This is a genomic window from Streptomyces saintjeani, assembly GCF_055409605.1.
Genome location: NZ_CP189624.1, coordinates 9,608,792 through 9,628,414, shown reverse-complemented (window position 1 = coordinate 9,628,414; position 19,623 = coordinate 9,608,792). Strand labels below are relative to the sequence as shown.

Genomic DNA, 19,623 nt, shown 5'->3' with positions numbered 1-19,623 from the left:
GCCCGGCGGGCGTACTTCAGGGACACGAGATCAGCGACGGCCTTGACCCCGAACGCCTCCTGGAGCAAGTCGCGTTGACGGTCGGAGTGCCGGCGGCACAGAGCTCGCCGGGCACCGCCACCTCGCAGATCGAGGCTTTTGCCGCGAAGGCGAGCTGGCACCTGATCCGGGGCCCGAAGAGCCACAAGCCCACCACCTACGTGCCCTTTCCGGCCTGGAGCAGGGCTCGTCGATCTCCACCGGGACCCGGTGCCGAACTCGCAGCCCGGCAAGGTCGGGGCCGTGCTCGTCACCCGTGAGGAGGACGCCCGCGCGGTCCTGTCCGACGTCCGGTTCGCGCTCGGTGATGAATCAGCCGGGAGTGCTGCTCGACTACGACGGCAGCGAGCACACCCGGTTTCGCCGGATGCGCGCCGGAGTCTTCGGCATGAAGCGGATTCGGGCGCTCACCAGCCTGTCGCCCGGCGCGGTGACCGGCTTCCGGCTCGCGGCCTGGATCAGAGGACAGTGGCACATCGAAAATCTCCTGCGCCACGTCCGCGACCGCACTTTCCGCGAGGACGGCTCCACGATCCACATCGGCCGCCTCCCACGCGCTCCTGGAGGCGTACGGCTACGACGCAGTCGACACCTGCGCGGACGACTCGACGTGCGTGATCACCTGCCCCGTCAGCATCGGCGCCGGCGCCCTGCTGAAGGGCTTAGCCACCCTGGCCGCTGCCGCGCCACGTGGAAGGATCCGCTGGACCGGAGGTGTCCGGACCGGGATGCACGGGGTTCCGGAGTTCACTCATTCAGCGAGCGCACTGGCGGAACGCCTGCTCCGCCCATCCGGACGTGTACGGCGCCGAGCCGTCCGAGGCCGCCGTCCGCGCCAGCTCGGTCTTCCGGGCCGCCGGGGCGCGGGAGGTACTGGAGCTCTGCGCGGGACACGGCCGCGACACCCTCTACTTCACCGTGCGCGCCACCGCCTACGCCCGGGGTCTGGGCCACCGGATCAGCGCCACCGTCCAGGACGCCCGCGAGGCTCTGCGGTTGCCCGACGCGTCGGTGGGCGCGGTGTGCGCGCACATGCTGCTGCGCGTGGCCCTGTCCACCGAGAAGATCCACGCCGCGATGGGCAAGGTCCGCCGCGTCCTGCGCCCCGGCGGCACCTTCGTCTGCACCGTCCGCCACACCGGCGACGGCATCTACGGACACGGCGGCTTCGCCGTCCGCCCGCTACAGCACCGGTCGGCCCGGCGCCGGATGGGGGCGGTCCTGCGTAGCCGTCGCCACCGACTTGCCGCCGTCGACGCGCAGGGTCGTGCCGGTGATCCAGGAGGCGCGGGGGGAGAGGAGGAAGGCTGCCGCATGGGCGACGTCCTCCGGTTCGCCGAGGCGGCCCAGCGGGTAGCTGGACGCCGCCGTCTCCGGGGGGACCGAGCTGATCGGTTCCATGAAGGAGGTGCGGATGAAGGCGGGAGCCAGGGCGTTGACCCGTACGCGCGGGGCGAGTTGGTCGGCCAGGTCCTCCGTGAGGCGGTGCAGGGCCGCCTTGCTCGCGCTGTACGCCGGCATCCGGAACGTCGCGTGCGCGGCGACCGTGTTGAGCATGAGAACCGAGCCGCCGTTCTCCTTCATCCAGGCGTCCCAGGCGAGTTGGGTGAAGTGGAGGGCGCCCAGCACGTTCGTCTCGAACATCCGGCGTACGCAGTCCAGGTCGAGGTCGACCGCCGGGAGGTCGAGGGCGGGGTTGATGCCGGTGGCGTAGACGAGCAGGTCGAGGCGGCCGAAGGTGTCCATCACCGCCTCGACGGCCGCCTGCCGGTCCTTCTCCTGTCTGCTGTGGGCGGTGATCGCGAGGGTGCGCCGGCCGGTCTCCTCGCGGATGCGGCTCGCCGCCTCACGGAGCGGGTCCTCGGTGCGGGCCGTCAGGGCCACCGAGGCGCCCTGGCGGGCGAGTTCGGCGGCGATGGCGTACCCGATGCCCCGGCTCGCGGAGACGACCAGCGCCGTCCGTTCCTCGAACAGGGCGCCGGTCACCGGTCCGCTCCCGGTGCGCAGGTCGCCATGTCGTCGAGGGCCCGGCGCCACAGGCGGGGGATGGCTGCGGCGCCGGGCAGCGCGCGGTCGATCTGGAAGGAGGCCGTGGAGGTGTCGCCGTAGAGGAAGAGACCGGTGGTGAGGGGGAAGCCGTCGGGGCAGCAGATGATCGGGACGACGCGGTCGACGGGGTCGCCGAGGTGGGCGAGGCGTTCACGGATGCGGTACGTCGAGCCGACGAGGGTGAGGGAGCCGGGGGCCGCGGTCCGGGTGATCAACTGGGCGTACTCGGCGGGGTCCTGACGGATCATCCGGTGCAGGGTGGGGCGGTAGGACGGGTCCCGCAGCGGGGCGGTGGAGGAGAGGGTGCGGGTCAGACGGCGGGCGGCCGTCATGGGGCCGCCGGGCAGGTCCAGGCGGGCGAGGAAGAAGCGGTTGCCGGGCAGGGCGGTCTCCTCGGGGGTGCGCAGGTTCACCGGGATCATCACCGGCAGCGGGTCCCGGTCGGCGTCAGGACGGTGCTCGGCGGCCCAGCGGCCGAACGCGTGGGCGAGGGCGGCCAGATGGACGTCGTTGGTCGTGGCGTCGTACGCCTGGGCCGTCTCCCGCAGCAGCCGGGTGGGGACCTCCTGCCAGAGGATGTGCCGGCGGCCGGACAGGGGGCGGTCCGGGTCGTTCCACAGGTCGTGCGGGCGGGTGGTGCGCCAGAGGTGTGCCGAGGTCTCCAGGAGCTGTCGCGGTTCGGGGAGCGGGATCGTGGCCGTCGCCGAGGCGGCGGGCGTGTCGTCGTCGGGGGCGAGCAGGGTCTGCGCGACGGTCACGAGGTTGGCGGCGTCCTGCACGGCGTGGGTGGTGATCAGGGCGAGGCAGTACTCGCGGGGGGCGTGGCCCGAGAGGACGGCCAGGTGCCAGGCGGGGGCGTCGGTGGGAAGAGGACGGTGCAGGAGGTCGCGGACCGTGTCGTCCAGGTTCCCCGCGACCTGGTGCTCGCTGACGTGTGTGCCGAGGTCGGGGGCTGCCGGGGTCCAGCGGGGTGGCCCCTCGTGTGTGTCGAGGACGTGGGTGAGGCAGGGCAGGCGATGCAGCCGCCGGGCGATCCGTTCGCGCAGGCGGGGCAGGTCGGGGGTGGTGCCGGTGAGGTGGAGGACGACTCCGACGTGGGCGGTGGCCTCCGGGTGGGAGGCGCGGCGGTCCGCCGTGTGGAAGAGGAGGTCCACGGGGCCCGGGGCGGGCGGGGTGAGGACCGAGGAGAGGACGGTCATGTCAGTCTGCTCCGGTGGAGGGGAGGGGGAGTTCGGTGATCCGGGGCGCGGGCTGCTCCGGTACGGGTGGGGTCGCCGCGCGGTCCGGCGCTTCGGTGCGGGGATCGAGCCGGGCGAGCGCCTCCTGTCGTACCCTGCGCCGGTCGACCTTGCCGGTCGTGGTGGTGGGCAGGGCGGGGACGGCGAGGAAGTGGCGCGGACGTTTGTGGGCCGGAAGCCGCTCGCGGCAGAAGGCGGTCAGGCCGGCCGTGTCCAGGTCGCCCGTCGAGGCGGGCACCACGCAGGCCACCGGCCGGTCGAGGCCGTCCGGGTCCGGTGCGGCCACCACGCACGCGGCGGCCACGGCGGGGTGGCGCAGGAGGAGGTTCTCGACCTCGGCCGGGGCGACCCAGATGCCGCCGCTCTTGATCATGTCGCCGGTGCGCCCGTGGCAGACGTAGTGGCCGTCGGCGTCCCGGGTGAACAGGTCGCCGGTGTTGAGCCACTCCCCCTCGAACACGGTGCGGGTGGCGTCGGTGCGGCACCAGTAGCCGGTGGCGGCCGAGGGGGCCCGCACCTTCAGGACGCCGTCGTCCCCGATGCGCAGCTCGTAGCCGGGTACGGGCGTGCCCAGGGTGCCGGGGCGGACCTCGCCGGGCCGGTGGGACAGGAAGATGTGCAGGGCCTCGGTGGAGCCCATCGCGTTGACGAGGTCGGTGCCGAAGCGGGCACGGAAGCGGTGCTGGAGCTCGGGCGGGAGCGGCTCGCCCGCCGAGACGGCCGTGCGTACGCCGTGGAAGGCGTCGTCGGGGACGCCGTCGGCTCTCAGGAGTGCCGCGTACGAGGTGGGGACGCCGAAGAAGACCGTCGGGGCGTCCTCGGCGAGGCGGCGGGCGATGGTCTCGGGGGTGGGCGGGGCGGGGTCGAGGACGGCGGCGGCGCCGGCGGCGAGGGGGAAGAAGCAGGAGTTGCCGATGCCGTACGCGAAGAAGAGCTTGGCGACCGAGAAGCAGCGGTCCTGCGGCCTCAGCCCCAGCACCTCCTGTCCGTACCGCTCGGCGACGAAACGGATGCTCCCGTGCCGGTGCATCGCGGCCTTGGGAGTGCCGGTCGTGCCGGAGGTGTAGAGCCACAGGGCCGGGGAGTCCTCAGTGGTGCGGTCGGCCTCGCGGTCGGCGGGCCCGGCGGACTCGCCGGCGGCGATCAGATGCTCCCAGCGGATGCGCAGGAGGGCGGGCGGGGGCTGCACGGGAGCGTCGTCCAGGACGACGACCCCCGCCAGGTCGGGAACGGCCGCGCAGTCGCGTACGGCCGTCTGCACCCGGTCGCAGAACTCCGGCCCGGCGAGCAGGTGACGGCAGCGGGAGTCGGCGACGAGGGCGGTCAGTTCGGCCGGGGTGCTCATGGTGGACACCGGGACGGGTACGGCGCCCATACGCATCAGCGCGAGCAGGGCGACGACGGTGTCCGGGGCGTCGGCCGCGTGGATCAGGACGCGTTCCTCGGGACGGACCCCGAGAGCCCGCCAGCCGGCGCAGGCTGTGGCGACACGGGTGGCGAGGTCGGCGTACGTCAGGGTCGCGCGGGGGCCGATGAGGGCCGGGCGGTCGGCGAGGCCGCGGGATATCTGCCGGTCGACGAGGTGGGTGGCGGCGTTGAAGGGGACGCTCACGGGGCCTTCCTTCATGACGGGGGTGTCGGGTTGGGGGCGAGGGCGGGCCGGGTTCGACGCCCGGGCCGGTCGCCGCGTGGTCCGCGTCCGCCGGGTTGGTGAGCCGCCGTCTCACCCCCGGAGGGTCACGTGTAGCCCTTGCACATCCGCAGGAGTTCCAGGGCCAGGCGGGTGCCGTCCTGGCCGAGGCGGTGGTGGAAGCGTTCGACGATCTCGCGTTCGCGGGCCAGGTCGGTGCGGGACATGGCGCCTTCGAGGCGGGAGCGGCTGATGCCGCGGCTGACTCCGCCGCGGGCGGCGATCAGGCCCATCAGGTCGTCGTCGAGGGCGTCTATCAGGGCACGTTGGCGGACGAGCTGCGCGGCTGCGGAGCGGCGGGGCGGGGTGCGGGGTGCGGGTCTGGCGTTGCCGCTGGAGCGACTCTGCCAGACCGCGACGGCCTCCAGCAGCGCGTCCAGGTCGGCGAGGGTGTTGTAGAGGTGGCAGCTGACCCGCACGCCGCCCACCCCGGAGGTGAAGCGGACGCTCACCGCGATGCCCGCCGCGAGCAGCGCGTTCATGAGGGTGACGTCGGCGGTGGGGCGTCCGGTGCTGAAGGTGACGATGCCGGAGCGGTGCCGGGGTTCGCGCGGGCTGACGACGGTGAGGCCGAGCCGGTCGAGGCCGTCGGTCACGTGGTCGGTGAGGGTGCGCAGATGGTTCTCGATGCGCTGGGGGCAGAGTTCGAGAAGGAGGGAGAGGGCCGCCGAGAGGCCCACCGCGCCGGGACAGTTGCCGGTGCCGCCGGTTTCCCAGGCGTAGGCGTCCTCGCTGAACTCGTAGTCCCGCAGAGGTGTGATGTCGGGCCTCAGGAAGGCGTCGCCCCAGGTGCGGGCGGGCGGTCTCGCCGCGAAGAAGCCGGCGAGGGGACGGCGCAGGCGGGGGCGGGCTTCGGGGTTCAGATAGAGGAAGCCGGTGCCGAACGGTGCGCACAGCCATTTGTGTCCGCCGCAGACCAGGATGTCGACGGGGGTGCGGCGGATGTTCAGCGGCAGCGCGCCGAGGTGCTGGGCCGCGTCGACGACCAGCCAGACGTCGCGTTGCCGGCACAACTCGGACAGGGCCGCGAGATCGGCCCGGAAGCCGTTGGTCCACTGGACCGAGCTGAGCGCGAGTACCTTGACGTCGCTGGTGAGTTCGGCCCGTACCGCGTCCACCCCGATACGGCCGGCCGCGTCGTGCGGGACGGTCCGTACCGTGATGCCGCGGTCCTTGAACTGCCGCCACATGACGCCCATCTGGATGAACTCCAGGTCGGGGATGAGGACCTGGTCGCCGGCGCCGAGCGGAAGGGACTCCAGCGCGATCTTCAGACCGTGGGTCGCGCTCTCGGTCAGCGCGATGTCACTCGCCTGCGCACCGATCAACCGCGCCGCCAGCGGCCTTGCCAGGGCCCGCAGTTCATTCAGCCGACCGTGCATGGCGGTGCCCGACTCGGCCGGGCAGTACTGCATTCCCTGCACGAGATCCGTCACGGCCCGAACGGCCCGCAGGGGCGCCACGCCGATACACGCGCTGTCGAGATAGACCTTGTGGGCCAGCGCCGGGAACTCCCGTCCCACGCATACCGCGTAGTCACCGGAAAGGCATTCTTCGACCATCTGGGAACTCTCCCGACCCTTACGGAATCCGACCTGCCGCCAGGTGTTCAGTGCAGCCGACGGGAATGAACTGCCTCAAGGGCGCGCATGCGGGGATCAGCGCATTCCATGGGTACCGACGGCGCGGAAGTATTCATACGATGATCCGAGTGATGACCGGACCGGCGGCGTCGGCGTCCCGTACGGCGTTGTACTTGACGACCAGGACCAGCAGGATCGTCATCGGGGTGGAGCCGAACGCGCCGAGCCGCTCCCTGGTGCGGACGAACAGCGAGGCGAAGACGGCGAGGGAGCGGTGCGCGGCATCGCGCTGTCGAAGCGGTTCGGCCCACCGGCTCGCCGGGCAAGCCGGTTTCCCTGTGCCCGAGGACACCTCGGTCCTGATGGTCGTAGGACCCTCCGGTGACGAAACCTCGGCGACAGGGACCAAACGGCCATACCAGCCCCTTCAAGATCCCCACAGTGACGGTGCGGCCCTGATCTGCGCCAGGACAGCCGCACCGTCCAGCGAGGCGAGCGCCGCCGGTGCTCCGGACCGAGCGCGATGGGGACGCCCCTGCGGAAGACGTACGGCTGCGTCGGCATGACCAGCAGGGCGTCCATCCGGTCCGTCTCCACCAGTTGCCGGGCCGGTGTCCTTCACGGGGCACCGGCGGCGTTCAACGCTTGGGCCTGATGCTGCGCGCGACAGATGGAACGGAATTACCCACACTTACCCTCTTCCTCACATTCGCCGATCTCATCAATCGCTCTGAAATTACTTGCCCTCGGCATCACCCGAAGGTGTGCTGTCGCGCATGAATAAGTCTGGTTCCGTTGACGGCCGCGGTGGAGGTGCGTGAGGTGCTCCACCGGAATCCGGCCCCCTCGGCGTCTGTTGGCGCTGTGGCGCGAGCCGACCGGGCGGTGCTGGTGAAGGAGATGCGGTCCGGGTCCACAGGGGTTTCGTCGGGGTTCTCGCGCGCTGCGCGGGTCCGGATGATCTGCACGGTCTGGTGGACGATGAGCAACACGTACAGCTCTTGGGCGACGCCGTTGGGTTGCGTCGGGTGGACCGGAAGCCGACGGTTGGCGATGGCCCGGATGATCAGATCGGCGCCGGTGGCGCGGACGGTCGCGACGTGCGCGGACCCGGAGAAGTAGCGGTCCGCCAGGATCAGCATGCCCGCGCGGACTCCCGCCGTGCACCAGCTTGCGCAGCAGTGGCTCCCTCGCTGGTCGAGCGGCCGCTCCATGCCGCGTCGAGGATGGCGCGGGTGTCGCACGCGATCAGTGTCAGGACGCGGATCTGGGGGCAGCGGCCCGGATCCTTGTTGCTGCGGCCGGGAGCCGGGCCGAAAGCGGCACGGTTGGGCACGGTGTCCGGGACATCGAGGGTCGTGCCGTCCACGGCGGCCGTCAGCAGAGCCAGATCGTGCCCGAACGCGGTCGCGCCGGGGTCTTCCGGTCCGCAGTGAGCACCCCGTAACAGCAGGAACAAGGATTTCAGGGGCTCACGGCCAAGCCTGCGACGTGCCTGCACCGCCGCCGGCGCACTGGGCACCCGCAGGTGGCGGGCGCCCGCACGGTGATGCAACTGCTCGAAGAGCATGCGCGGTACTTCCCGGTAGCCGACGCCCGGATACAGCCACAACGCGAGCACCGGATGATCACCTCGTCGATCAGGGCCGGCGGGACGATCTCGGTGACAGCTCCCAGCGTCAATCGCCCGGCGACCGGTGAGTGCCAGGGATCGCGCGGTCGGCTTGCCGAAAAGGATTCCGCGGCAGGAGCATGGGTGGGCGAGGGGGCCTCCGTGGTTGACGGATTTCTTGGTCGAAACCAGTCGGCACAGAGGCCCTGTTACCGCGTCAAGGACTCCGACGGACCCATAACTTACCGGCGTTGCGGCAAGCACAAGTGTCATGGCCTGCTGGTGATCGCGCTCACCGACGACCGCGGCCACCCGCTGTGGGCCTCGGCGGCCCGCCCCGGACGATCCTCGGAGATCACCGCCTGCCGTCACGACCAGCTCACCGCGAAACTCCGGGCGGCCGGGCTCGGCGCCCTGAGCAGCGCCGGTACCGCGGAAGCCTCTCATCGCGCGTTCGTGCTGCCTGGTGGGCTGGTGGCTGTTCTCAGCCCGGTCGTTCATGCCCTTGTGGGAGCGGTACTCCCACAAGGGCATGACCTCATGGTGAAGCTCCCCTCCAAGTGTCAGGCGGGGGAGTCCGGCGAGGCGGTGTGGACGTCCTTCCTCGACCTGCCGAGCTTCGTCAGCACCCGGGCCACGTGTTTCTCGACGGTGCGCGGGGACAGGAACAGGGTCGCGGCGATGTCCTGGTTGGTGGCGCCGCCCGCCAGCAGCTCGGCGACCTCCAGTTCCCGGGGCGACAGATCGCTCCCGTAGCCGCGCCGGCCACGGCGCCCCACCGCCGCCACGCCGAGTTCACGCAGGCGGTGCTGGCAGCGCGCGGCGTCACCGGTCGCGCCCAGGTCGGTGTAGGCGCGCAGGGCCTCGGCCAGGTGTCCGGCCGCGTCCTCCGGTTCGGCGCACGTCAGGGCGTCGCCACGGTGTTCGGCGGCCTTGGCCACCTCGTAGGGGCGGCCGATCTCCTGCCACCTCCGCTGCGACTCGGCGAAGTGCTCGGCGGCTTTCACCCGCTCGGTGGTCGCCGTCGGCCCGGTGTCGCGGAGCAGCAGCAGCCCCTGGGCCAGTTCCAGTTCGGCCAGGACAGCCGGCGCGTCCCGGTCGCGGACACCGGACTCGGCCTCCGTCACGAGTTGTTCGGCCGCCGTGCGGTGCCCGCAGCCCAACGCGGCCTCGACCGCGACGGGAAGCAGGCCGAAGGTCCGTGTCCAGGAACCGAGTCCACGCAACGTCGACAACGCCGGTTCGGCGGCTGCCCAGGCCGCCCGCGGGTCATGCTGGGCGAGCCGGACGGCCGTGAGGGCGGCGGCGATCCTCATCGTGACGTCCGCCGAGGTGCCTCCGTGCTCCGCGGCGGCGCTGAAGTGGTCGAGGGCCCGGGAGTGCCGGCCCTGGGCGAGGGCACGGTGTCCCTGACACAGCAGTCGGTCGACCTCGATCTGTCTCATATCGGGGTGGGCACGTCCCAGGGCCGCGTACTCGCCGTCCAGGTCGGCCCAGCGGCAGACCAGCCGGTCGATGCACAGTTCCTGGGCGCGGACGAGGCACTCGAACGGCCGACCGTCCACGCCGTCGGCGAGGTCTCTCATCGCGAGCAGCAGGACGCGGGCCCGCCGGTCGTGGCCGAGCTGGATGGCCGCGGTGGTGAGGTTGTACAGGGCGAAAATGGTCTGGCTCAGCACCACGCCGTCAGCGCCGCGCCGCGGCAGCCGGTCCACCAAGGGCCAGACGGCGGGATCACCGTCCCTGGCCATCAACAGCAGTCGGGTGTTCCTGACCGCCATCCGGCTCGCCTCGTCGGTACCGTCCGCCACGGCCTGTTCGGCCCGGCCGAGCCATTTCCACCCCTGCGTGGCGGCGCCGTCGAGGTCGTGCAGGGCCAGCGCGATCATCGCCTTCACCGCCTTGTGCGGGAGGGTGGCCAGCTCGTCGATGGCGTGTTCGAGCTCGCGGAAGCCGGCAGGGTCACGGTCGATGTTGAGCATGGTCAGACCGAGTTCCAGGCGGATCTCACCCCGGGTGGCCGCAGGCAGCCGCGGATCGGCCAGCACGGCGCGCAGCTCGCGGACGGTCGCCGCGTAGTCGACGCCCAAGTTGACGGTACGGGCGAGCGCGAGCGCGGCCCGGGAACGTCGCTCGGTGTCCGCCCCGGACTGGGCCAGGATCTGTTGCAGGAGCGTGCCCGCGGTGCCGGTGTCGCCGAGCGCGACGGCCTGTTCGGCGGCCTGCTCGGTGCGATCGAGCCAGCCCTGCCGGTCGCCGACGGCGAGCGTGTGGTGCGCGATCTGCACCAGCGGCAGCGGGTCGTGCGTCTGGAGTTCGTCGATGGCACGCCGGTGCAGGCGGACCCGGCGCGGCCCGAGGATCTGCCGGTAGGCGACCTGCTGGGCCAGCACATGGCGGAAGGCGTACCGGCCGGTGTCGGTCTCGCGCAGCACCGCCGCCCGCAGCGCCTCGGTCAGCGCTTCGGTGGCCGTGTCGCCGTCCAGTCCCGCGACCTCGGCGAGCAGCGCCTCGGTGGCGGGCACCGCCAGTACGGCCGCCGCGTCCACCACCGCCGCCCCGGCCTGGGACAGCGATGTCAGACGCTCGGTGACCGCTTCCCGCAGGCTGCCCGGCACCTCGGCCCGCTCCAGTTCCCCGACGTCCGGGCGCGCCTGGTCCCGCAGCGTGATCAGGTCTTCCTCGGCGACCAGCGGCAGGCCCTCGCTGCGGCCATGGAGCGCCGCGCACAGCTCGGGCGTGGCCTGGGCGCCGAGCGCGGCACCGGCCAGTTCGGCCACGTCGGTCCTGGTCAGCGGCGACAGCCGGATCACCGTGCCGCTGGCGCAGGGTGGCGGGCGGTAGGCGGCGCCCAAGGCCGCGGCCCCGGGCGGCAAGTCCTCGGCCCGGTAGGTGACCACCAGCGCGAACTGGTCGGGCAGGTCGCGGGCGAGCAGGAGGAGCAGTTCGCGGGTGGCGTCGTCGACCCAGTGCAGGTCCTCGACGACCAGGACCACCCGCCCGACCGCGTCGAGCACAGAGCGGACGGCCCGGATCATCTGGTGGCGCGCTGCGCCCGGGCCCTGCGGCTTCGCCGGCGCCGGCGGTAGGCGGTCGGCCAGGTCCGGGAGCAGCGGGGCCAGGGCGCCGGCGGTCGGCGGCAGGGCGGCGTCAGGCAGCCACGGACCGATCTTGCCGAGCGCGTCGATCACCGGCCCGTACGGCAGGGGCTCCCGCAGCGGGTGGCAGAAGCCTGTCATGACCCGCCACCCTTCCGACCTCAGGATCGTGGTGGCTTCGCGCACCAGCCGGGACTTGCCCATGCCGGCGTCGCCCTCGACTATCACCACGGCCGGTGGCTGTCGGATGGCGGCGAGCAGCAGGTCGAGTTCGTGGCGGCGACCGACGAACACGAAGCCCCGGCCAAGCCCCTGAGATCCCTGCTGGGTCGCCACACCACCACCGTCCTTCACGGGACGCCCCTATCCGGTCACCCGCAGTGGCCGCCGGGGCGGCCAGCGTCATCGGCCCTACCCATCCTAGGACGGCCGCCTACCCATTCAGTGCGTCCCCCATTGTTTCGGCCTGCCCTTCACCTGCATTTTCGATGCCATCCAGACAGGTGGAAAGCACGACAACGCGTGAGGACGCTCACGCACTCCAACCGGCGCGTGCAGTGGCACGGCCGCAACCACTCCCCGACACGGAGAGCTCATGTTCAATCGAGCAGAAACGCTTCTGCCCATGTGGCGGATGCGCTACCGGATATCGGCACTCGCGGCGCTCCTCGCCGCCGTCGCGATCATCCTGACCCAGGCCGTCGTCTCGACCAGCCCGGCGCACGCGGCAGGGTGGATGAACTGCCCGAACGGCTTCGGCAACTCCTCCTCGTGTTCCAACATTGTCAACAGCGACACCGTCAGCGAACGGCAGTTGCCGTCCGAGGTGTACCGCGGGGACTCGCGGTCGCCGTACGAGATCTTCAACAACGGCTTCACGGCGATCGGCGGCGACTACGACATCCGGCGCCACGTGCAAGGCGGCAACAACGCCAGCAGCGGCTACATCTCCACGAGCGCGGCGCTGTCGGAGTCGGAAGTCTTCGCCCGTAGCCAGGGTGGCCGCAATCTCGACTCGATGGCGGCGCAGCCCAATTGCCGGACCGGCCGCCCGATCGCGCAGTGGACTCCCTTTCCGGGGATGGGTTGGACCCTGACCGGTTCGTGCGCCAACAGATGGGTGGAGGCGGACAGTTACGTGTACGTCATCGATTCCCAGATGGCGCGAAACGCCCTGTACATCCCCGACCAGGTGCGCGGAGACGCCACGCTGGGGCGCTACGCGAGCCAGCAGGAGTGGGCGTACATCCACCACATCCCGAACACCGCGGTCATCGGCGTGCGCGTGTACCGCATGAGGGCGCAAGTCGACAACGGTGGCAGGATCGACTTCAGGTCTCAGACGTTCAGGTACGACCGCTTCATGGGCAATCCCGCCCATGGCCAGGCGCGGGTCACCTATGACCCGGCCGCCGACCCGGGCGCCCACTTCGACGGGGGCACCTACCTCAACGTGCCCGCGCCCGCGGCGAACCCGTATACCCGCGGCTGCAGTGCAATCAACCGGTGCAGGGACGGCAATGGCTGAAACCGGCTCGACTCCCGACACAACCGGCCACGCGGACGCCGCCGTGATCGCCCTCCCCTCGGACCCAAGGAAGACCATGTTGAACGACGCGTCGACAGCGCTGCACCGCACGCGCTCCGCGCTGCGGGAGCGGCCGGGCTCCGCCCTGCTCGCCCTCCTGTCGCTTCTGCTGGCGGGCGGGTCGCTGCTGCCGGCCGCGCCCGCACACGCCGACACCACCACCACGACCGCCACCAGCGCCGACTGGGAGGAGGTTCAGGAACTCGCGGGCTACAACAGCGCCCTGACCGCGTTCGACGACCCGAACAGCGGCCCGACGATCATCTTCCCGTCCGACTACACCGGTGACATCCACGACCTGAAACACCCGAGCGACTGGACCGACTCCACCGGCGCCACGCCGACCAGTTGGCCCACCCCCGCGACCGCCAAAAGCGCCGTGTTCACGCAGGACCAGCTCAACAGCGTGCAGAACGCGGTCGCCAACGCCATCCAGCCCAACGGCGACACCAAGTACTCCCTGGCCGTCACCTACGACGGCACGAGTGACCGGGTGATCACGCAGACCAACGCCCCCTCGTCCATCACCGACCCGCTGGCCGCCCAGTACCCCGACCAGGTCGTCATCCAGGGCCCGCCCGCGAACACCACCCCGCCCGCCACGTGCGTGCCGCAGACCTCCCTCACGTCCAACCCCGGCAACACCGGCGGCGCGACCGCGGCGAGCGAGCAGTTGCAGGCCCTGGCCGACTACAACTGCGCCCTGTCCGCCTTCCAGGACCCGAAGAACGGCCCGGCGATGGTCTTCCCGTCCGACTACGCCGGTGACATCGACAACCTGCAGATCCCGCAGCACTGGACCGACTCCAACGGCAACACCCCGACCAGTTGGCCCACCCCGACCACTGCCCGCAGCGTCAAGTTCACCGCCGCGCAGGTCCAGGAGATCATCGCCGCCGCCATCGCGCAGATCGAGCCGGTCGGCTCGACGATCTACTACGCCGCCGCCCACTACGACGGGATGAGCGACCGGATCGTGGTGAACACCGACGCCCCCTCCTCGGTCACCGACCCCCTGGTGGCCGCCTACCCCGACCAGGTCACCATCGCCGGCCAGAAGGCCCCGGCGATGCAGATCGTCAACAAGAAAAGCAACCTCGACCTGGGGATCGACGGCGCCTCCACCGAGTACAGCGCTGGGGTCAAGCAGCAGACCGCGGACGGCACCGCCAACCAGCAGTGGCGGCTGATCTCCGCCGGCAACGGCCAGTACAAGCTCAAGAACGTCAACAGCGGCCTGCTGCTCGGCATCGCCGGCGGCGTCGGCGACCCGGGCACCCCCGCCGTGCAATGGGGCGACGACGGCCACGACGATCACCTGTGGAAGGTGGTCGACGCCGGCCACGGCTACGTCAAGCTGGTCAACGTGCGCAGCGGGCTCGCGTTGGACGTCGACGGAGCCTCGACCGACTCCGGAGCGAGCACGCTCCAGAACACCGACAACGGGACCGATTCCGAGCTCTGGCAGCTGACTCCGATCAGCTGACGAGTGGCGGTCGCCTCCGCGGGCATTGCCCGGGTTGCGCGCACCTGTCGTGCGCAACCCGGGCCGGTTCATGTGTCGCGCTCCGCTCCCTCGTTGTCGATCGTCGGCCGTTCAAGTCGCGCCGATCGAGTGCCGCGAGAGACTCAGACGCAGGGCCGAATGTTTGTCCGCGGCCCTCAGCTTGGACTCTGTCGGGGATCTTGATGGTCGGGGGTCAGGTGTCGAGGGTGCGCCAGGACTTCGGGCGAGGGATTGCCCGGCGGTCCAGGAAGGTCTGGAAGGCGGTTGGCGGTCTCGGCGAGGGGGTTTCCTCGGATGACCGGCCGCTGAGCCGCTCGATGTTCACGGCGATGGCCGTAAGCACGTGTTGCAGGTGGGCCTTCGGCTCTGACCGGTAGCGGCAGCGGCGCATGCCGTGTCCATGGGCGAATTCGTCGATGGTGCCCTTGACTCCGGAGCGGACTGCGTAACGGGCCTTCCATTCGGGTGTCTGCTGCTCGGCGCGTACGCGCAGTCGCAGGTCGCACAGTTCTCGCGGGGGAAAGCCGACGTTGCGGGCGCCTTCTTTGGAGGTGGTGCACTGGGTGCGCACTGGGCACGGCTGGCACTGCGCCTTGGTGAACCGCGCGACGATCAGGGGGTGCCGCGGTGGGCGGGGAGGTCGGGCACGGTCAGTGCCGGCCCGCGCCGACCTGGCCCTGCGGGCAGGTGACTTCCCGGTGGTCGAAGTCGATGTGGAAGTCGTCGCGGTTGAAGCCCTCGTTCCTGCGGTGCCGGCCGGTGGAGTTGCCCGGCAGCGGCCCGCTGACGGTGACTTGGCGTTCGCGAGCAGCGCGACCGAGGTGGATCAGGGAGGTGTAGCCGGATGTGCATGACGCTTACGAGCGCCTGCACTCTCGTTCCGTTCGTGTCCGGACCGTCCGCGACATCCGGGTTACTGGCCTACGCCCGCCTGCGCGTTCGCCGTACCCTTCCGGAACTGCGCCACTTCAGTCGCCAACTGGGAGCCCCCGCGTGACCGAGCCGAACGCCCCGGAGAAGAAGCCTTCCTGTACGTCGTCGTCTGCGCCCGCGGTATCGCCGGCGACGTCGGCAAGCTGATCACCGCAGCCCAGGAGCGCCAGTGGGGCGTCGGGGTTGTCGCCACCCCGCAGGGTCTGGGCTTCCTCGACTCCGAGGCGATCGAGACGCAGACCGGCTATCCGATCCGCTCCGCCCGGCGCACACCCGGTGAGCTCCGTCCGCTCCCGCCCGCGGACGCGATCGCGGTCGCGCCGGCCACCTTCGACACGGTCAGCAAATGGGCCGCAGGTATCTCCGACACCCTCGCCCTGGGCATCCTGTGCGAGGCGTACGGCATGGAAACCCCCACAGCCGTCGTGCCGTACCTCAACGCGGCTCAGGCCGCCCACCCCGCGTACGAGCAGAGCCTGGAACGGCTACGCGGGATGGGCGTTCTGATCGGCTCGTACGAGCCACACAAGCCGAAAGCCGGAGGCGGGGCCGACCGCTTCCGCTGGGAGGAGGCGCTGGAACTTCTCGCTCCCCGGCCGTCCGCGCGGGTGTAATCAGCGCCGCTGTCCCTTCGAGGACTCCGGAGACGAAGCCGATGGGGTCATGTTGGGTGGAGCAGTGTGCGGTGAGCATCGTGAATTCGCAGGTCACGGATCTGGTGTGAGTGACGGCTCGGGTACACGCGCTGGTCGGTGGCCGATGACCATGGTGTAGATCATCGGGCGGTTCCGGTGGGATGCCCGGTTCGACTGCGGCCGAGACCGACCTCCGCCTACGATCCGTTAGCGGTCGGCACGCTACGAGATCGCGGGGGCTGCGGAACGCAGGAGCGGCAGTGGATCACCGCTCGCCGGAGCGAACTGGACTCCCTGGCCGAGGCCGGGGCTGTCGTTCCGGCAAAGGCGCAGGTGGCCGGGCGGGCGGTCCTGCTGATTCCGCACCGCAGTGACGCGACCGACGAGGTAGCCCTGCCCGGCGACTACCGCAGGATCCTGGCGATCGTGCGGAAGGCCGACGGCCCGGTGCAGGTCGGGGCGGTGGGTGAGGCGCTGGGACTTGAGGTGGCGGTGCGCGGGAAGCTGGAGCCGCCGCGGGCGAAGGTGACCAAGCTCGCGGACCGCGGCTGGCTGCACAAACGGCCCGACGGACGGTTCACGGCACTAGCCACGCCAAGACGGAGCGTCGGGGGCGTAATCGGCGGGCCCCCGACGACAGTTGACGTGTTTTGTGAAGAACAGCACCCGCCCCGTCGAGGGCCAGGACGGCCTTGTCCAGACCGCCCGCCTGCCGCTGTCGAGCGCCACCTCGAACTACCTCGCCACCTTGATACGCGGCCACTTGAAGAAGACCGGCTCGCGGTGGCGGGCCCTGCCCGCGGGGAAGATCGCCCGAACGGGTGGCGGGGTGGTCCTGCTCGACGGCATCCTGATACAGACCCGGCGGTGCACCGGCACGGCGAACCGGAAGAACTACTCCGGCATGCCGCAACGCCGGCAAGTTATGGGTCCGTCGGAGTCCTTGACGTGGCAACAGGGCCTCTGTGTCGACTGGTTTCGACCAAGAAATCCGTCAACCCCGGAGGCCCTGTCCCCGGCCTGCTCCAGACCGACGCCTACGTGCGCGCCATTCACGAACCGGCCCTCGCCGGCTTGCCCGTCGATCAGAGCGAAAAGCTCGTCGAGGTCCGCATAGCGCGCCGGGAAGTCCTGCACCGTGAGCGGGGGCTCTGGAGTTCACAGCGATCGTCAACGAAGCGGTACTCCGCCGGAAGGCCGGCAGCGCCGAGGTCATGAAGGAACAGCTCCTCCACATGACCGACCTCGCCTCCTCCAACCCGAATGTCAAGATCCAGGTCGTGCCGTTCTCTCTTGGGGCGCACCCCGGAATGAGCGGCAGTTTCACAGCCCTGAAGTTCGGGTCACCCGCCCTCAAACCGATCGTCTATCTCGAAACGTTCATCAGTGCGGGTGTCTCCCGCCGAGAGGCCGACGTGAAGAGGTACAGGGACGCGTTCAGCGACCTCCAAGCACTCGCTCCGGGCTACAAGGAATCCCTGAGCATGATCTACGCAGCAAGCAAGGCGGCGCGTACATCCAGGGCGGGAAGCTGACCGGCGCCATGGCCGTCCGCTCCCCCACGGAGCCGCGTTCATAGTCCCCGCCGCCCCCCTGGGCCGCTTTCATCAGCGCCGTGAGCGAGAGCGAGTTGAGCTAGCCCCACCCCGCGAGAACTCCAAGCGGTCCGTCTCCTCCCCCGAGGAAACGGACCGCTTCGCACATCCAGCGCACCAAGCCACCTGATCGGCCCGCCGTACGAACACCCGGCGACAACACGAACCCTCACGTTCGACGGGAGCATCTGGCGGACTCCGGAGCGTACGCGTCAGCCGCCTCCTCCCGGCTTCCCGTGCATGCCTCACATCGGCAACGATCGAGACAGTCACCCACGAACGGCGCCGCTCTGACGACACAACGGGCTCGCCACCCGCACGCCCGCCTCCAAGAACCGCACGTGCGCCATGCTGATCCCCTGGATGACACACCCCTGCGTCCCAACGGTCATCGTGGGCACCGGCCCACGTTCGACGAGCCGAATCGCCCCGCACGTACACCCCGTGGCCACGCGGCCGGATCTCGTACAGCAGGACGAGCCGAAAGGCTGGGGCGCCCCAGGAAGGAAGGCGGCGCTTCCCCATGCCTCGGCCTGCGGAGACACTTGACGGCACGGGGCGCCGCCGGGTCGCGGGTGTACTCACGGCCTCGCCAGCTGGATGGCGGCGGAGGGGCACACGGTGGCGGACTCGCGGACGGCGTCGTGGAGTTCGGCGGGCGGGGTCTCGTCGAGGAGGACGACCGTGCCGTCCTCGTCCCGCTGGTCGAAGACGTCCGGGGCGAGCAGCACGCACTGGCCCGAGGCGACGCACTTGGGGACATCGATTTCTACACGCATGACGGTGCTTCCCTCTGGGTCCTTCCAGGTGGGGGGAGTTGGCGGGGGTCACCAGGTGACGGGGAGTTCGTCGACGCCGTAGGCGGCGCTGTCCTGTTTGTAGGTGATCTCCTCCAGCGGAACGGCGAGCTTCAGGCCGGGCAGCCGGCGGAAGATTTCCGGCAGGACGATTTCGAGTTCGGCGCGGGCCAGCGCCTGGCCGACGCAGTGGTGGATGCCGAAGCCGAAGGCCAGGTGCCGGCGGGCGTCCTCGCGGTCCAGGTTGAGATCGTCCGCGTCGGCGAAGAAGTCCGGGTCGCGGTTGGCGACGTTGAGGGAGATGATCACGCCTTCCCCCGCACGGATGGTGACGCCGCCGACGGCGACGTCCTCCAGGGCGGTGCGGCGCAGCCCGAGGTGCACGATCGTGAGGTAGCGCAGGAGTTCGTCCACGGCTTTGACGGCCTGCTCCGGTCCGGCGAGCAGGTAGGGGATCTGCTCGGGGTGCTGCAGCATGGCGAACGTGCTCAGCGCGATCATGTTCGCGGTCGTCTCGTGCCCGCCGATCAGCAGCAGGGTGCAGATGTCGGCGATGTCCTTGTCGGTGATGACACCCTCGTCCGCCTGCGCGACGAGCCGCGAGAGCACGTCGTCACCGGGGGTGACACGTTTGACCTGCACGAGTCCCAGCAGATAGCCGGAGAACGTCGCGAGGACCTGCTGGAACTCCTCGATCGGGACGGTCCGGTCGAGGAGTTGCCTCGCCTGCTCCTGGAAGAACTCGTGATCCTCGTACGGCACGCCCAGCAGCTTGCAGATGACCAGGGACGGCAGCGGCAGCGCGAAGTGCTCCACCAGATCGACGGGCTGTCCCTGGTGCTCGGTGAGGGAGTCGAGGAGTTCCCCGGTCAGTCGGACGATGGCCGGGCGCAGCGCGTCGACCCGTTTGACCATGAACTCCCGGCTCACGGTGCGCCGCATACTGCTGTGGACCGGGTCGTCGTGGAGGACGAACAGACCGGGTGCGGGCCGCTCCCGCTCCTCCCTGTCGGTGGGTGCGCCGGGCAGGGTCGGGTCGGAGCTGAACGCCGGGTTGCCGAGCACCGCGCGGGCGTCCTCCCAGCGCGTGACCACCCAGGTGCTGAGGCCCTCGCGCAGCAGGACGCGGGTGACGGGGCCCTTGTCGCTCAGCCGCGTGAAAAGCGGAGGGAGATCCAGAGGCGCGTCCTTGGAACGGGTGAGGTCGAACGCGGGGAGGGGCGAAGCAGCGGGCATGACTGTTCCTTTCCGCTCGGGAA

Annotated in this window: 16 protein-coding genes and 2 pseudogenes; 6 read left to right on the top strand and 12 right to left on the bottom strand. The window is 70.7% G+C overall.

Features of this window, described 5'->3' with window-relative positions; translation table 11 throughout:
• Positions 1–729 precede the first annotated feature (729 nt).
• Positions 730–1,104: pseudogene (locus tag ACQCO7_RS43015) on the top strand (hypothetical protein); the annotation flags it as partial.
• Positions 1,105–1,221: 117 nt separating this feature from the next.
• On the opposite strand, the gene ACQCO7_RS43010 reads toward ACQCO7_RS43015, so the two are convergent.
• The 9 genes and pseudogenes from ACQCO7_RS43010 to ACQCO7_RS42970 all read right to left on the bottom strand — a co-directional run bounded on the left by ACQCO7_RS43010 (position 1,222) and on the right by ACQCO7_RS42970 (position 11,645).
• Positions 1,222–2,025, bottom strand: coding sequence for an SDR family oxidoreductase (locus ACQCO7_RS43010; RefSeq protein ID WP_464076956.1), 804 nt, complete (start codon positions 2,023–2,025; stop codon positions 1,222–1,224).
• Positions 2,022–3,287, bottom strand: a complete 1,266-nt coding sequence (locus ACQCO7_RS43005) for a wax ester/triacylglycerol synthase domain-containing protein (protein ID WP_464076955.1) — start codon at positions 3,285–3,287, stop codon at positions 2,022–2,024. Before ACQCO7_RS43005 ends, ACQCO7_RS43010 begins: the two co-directional genes overlap by 4 nt.
• Before the next feature lies 1 nt (position 3,288).
• Positions 3,289–4,938 (bottom strand): benzoate-CoA ligase family protein, encoded by a 1,650-nt coding sequence (locus ACQCO7_RS43000; protein WP_464076954.1) that lies wholly within the window; start codon positions 4,936–4,938, stop codon positions 3,289–3,291.
• A 125-nt stretch (positions 4,939–5,063) separates the two neighbouring features.
• Positions 5,064–6,539, bottom strand: a complete 1,476-nt coding sequence (locus ACQCO7_RS42995; protein WP_464076953.1) for an aminotransferase class V-fold PLP-dependent enzyme — start codon at positions 6,537–6,539, stop codon at positions 5,064–5,066.
• Between the two features lie 172 nt (positions 6,540–6,711).
• Positions 6,712–6,951, bottom strand: coding sequence for a hypothetical protein (locus ACQCO7_RS42990; protein ID WP_464076952.1), 240 nt, complete (start codon positions 6,949–6,951; stop codon positions 6,712–6,714).
• A gap of 400 nt (positions 6,952–7,351) precedes the next feature.
• Positions 7,352–7,741 (bottom strand): hypothetical protein, encoded by a 390-nt coding sequence (locus tag ACQCO7_RS42985; protein ID WP_464076951.1) that lies wholly within the window; start codon positions 7,739–7,741, stop codon positions 7,352–7,354.
• The gene (locus tag ACQCO7_RS42980) at positions 7,735–8,220 is read right to left on the bottom strand and encodes a transposase domain-containing protein (RefSeq protein WP_464076950.1); all 486 of its coding nucleotides are present in this window, start codon (positions 8,218–8,220) and stop codon (positions 7,735–7,737) included. The genes ACQCO7_RS42985 and ACQCO7_RS42980 overlap by 7 nt, the downstream gene beginning before the upstream one ends.
• Before the next feature lie 405 nt (positions 8,221–8,625).
• A pseudogene (locus tag ACQCO7_RS42975) lies at positions 8,626–8,760 on the bottom strand (IS6 family transposase); the annotation flags it as partial.
• A 14-nt stretch (positions 8,761–8,774) separates the two neighbouring features.
• Positions 8,775–11,645 carry an ATP-binding protein gene (locus tag ACQCO7_RS42970; RefSeq protein ID WP_464076949.1) on the bottom strand — a complete coding sequence of 957 codons (2,871 nt, stop codon included), beginning with the start codon at positions 11,643–11,645 and terminating at the stop codon, positions 8,775–8,777.
• Between the two features lie 259 nt (positions 11,646–11,904).
• On the opposite strand from ACQCO7_RS42970, the gene ACQCO7_RS42965 reads away from it, so the two are divergent.
• Both ACQCO7_RS42965 and ACQCO7_RS42960 read left to right on the top strand, forming a co-directional pair.
• Positions 11,905–12,837, top strand: a complete 933-nt coding sequence (locus ACQCO7_RS42965) for a hypothetical protein (protein WP_464076948.1) — start codon at positions 11,905–11,907, stop codon at positions 12,835–12,837.
• Positions 12,838–12,913: 76 nt separating this feature from the next.
• Positions 12,914–14,383 (top strand): RICIN domain-containing protein, encoded by a 1,470-nt coding sequence (locus ACQCO7_RS42960; protein WP_464076947.1) that lies wholly within the window; start codon positions 12,914–12,916, stop codon positions 14,381–14,383.
• 214 nt (positions 14,384–14,597) lie between these two features.
• Here ACQCO7_RS42960 and ACQCO7_RS42955 read toward each other — a convergent pair whose 3' ends face one another.
• Positions 14,598–14,975 carry a transposase gene (locus ACQCO7_RS42955; RefSeq protein ID WP_464076946.1) on the bottom strand — a complete coding sequence of 126 codons (378 nt, stop codon included), beginning with the start codon at positions 14,973–14,975 and terminating at the stop codon, positions 14,598–14,600.
• A 457-nt stretch (positions 14,976–15,432) separates the two neighbouring features.
• Here ACQCO7_RS42955 and ACQCO7_RS42950 point away from each other — a divergent pair, with 457 nt between their 5' ends.
• The 3 genes from ACQCO7_RS42950 (at position 15,433) to ACQCO7_RS42940 (ending at position 17,507) form a co-directional block, all read left to right on the top strand.
• A complete protein-coding gene (locus ACQCO7_RS42950) occupies positions 15,433–15,951 on the top strand; it encodes a flavoprotein (RefSeq protein WP_464077436.1) in 519 nt (172 codons plus the stop codon).
• A 138-nt stretch (positions 15,952–16,089) separates the two neighbouring features.
• Positions 16,090–17,190: a Scr1 family TA system antitoxin-like transcriptional regulator gene (locus ACQCO7_RS42945; protein WP_464076945.1), complete on the top strand. Its 1,101-nt coding sequence runs from the start codon at positions 16,090–16,092 to the stop codon at positions 17,188–17,190.
• Positions 17,187–17,507 carry a Scr1 family TA system antitoxin-like transcriptional regulator gene (locus ACQCO7_RS42940; protein ID WP_464076944.1) on the top strand — a complete coding sequence of 107 codons (321 nt, stop codon included), beginning with the start codon at positions 17,187–17,189 and terminating at the stop codon, positions 17,505–17,507. Before ACQCO7_RS42945 ends, ACQCO7_RS42940 begins: the two co-directional genes overlap by 4 nt.
• Positions 17,508–18,148: 641 nt before the next feature.
• On the opposite strand, the gene ACQCO7_RS42935 is transcribed toward ACQCO7_RS42940, so the two are convergent.
• Positions 18,149–18,346: a ferredoxin gene (locus ACQCO7_RS42935; RefSeq protein ID WP_464076943.1), complete on the bottom strand. Its 198-nt coding sequence runs from the start codon at positions 18,344–18,346 to the stop codon at positions 18,149–18,151.
• A gap of 48 nt (positions 18,347–18,394) precedes the next feature.
• Positions 18,395–19,600 (bottom strand): cytochrome P450, encoded by a 1,206-nt coding sequence (locus ACQCO7_RS42930; protein ID WP_464076942.1) that lies wholly within the window; start codon positions 19,598–19,600, stop codon positions 18,395–18,397.
• Positions 19,601–19,623 lie beyond the last annotated feature (23 nt).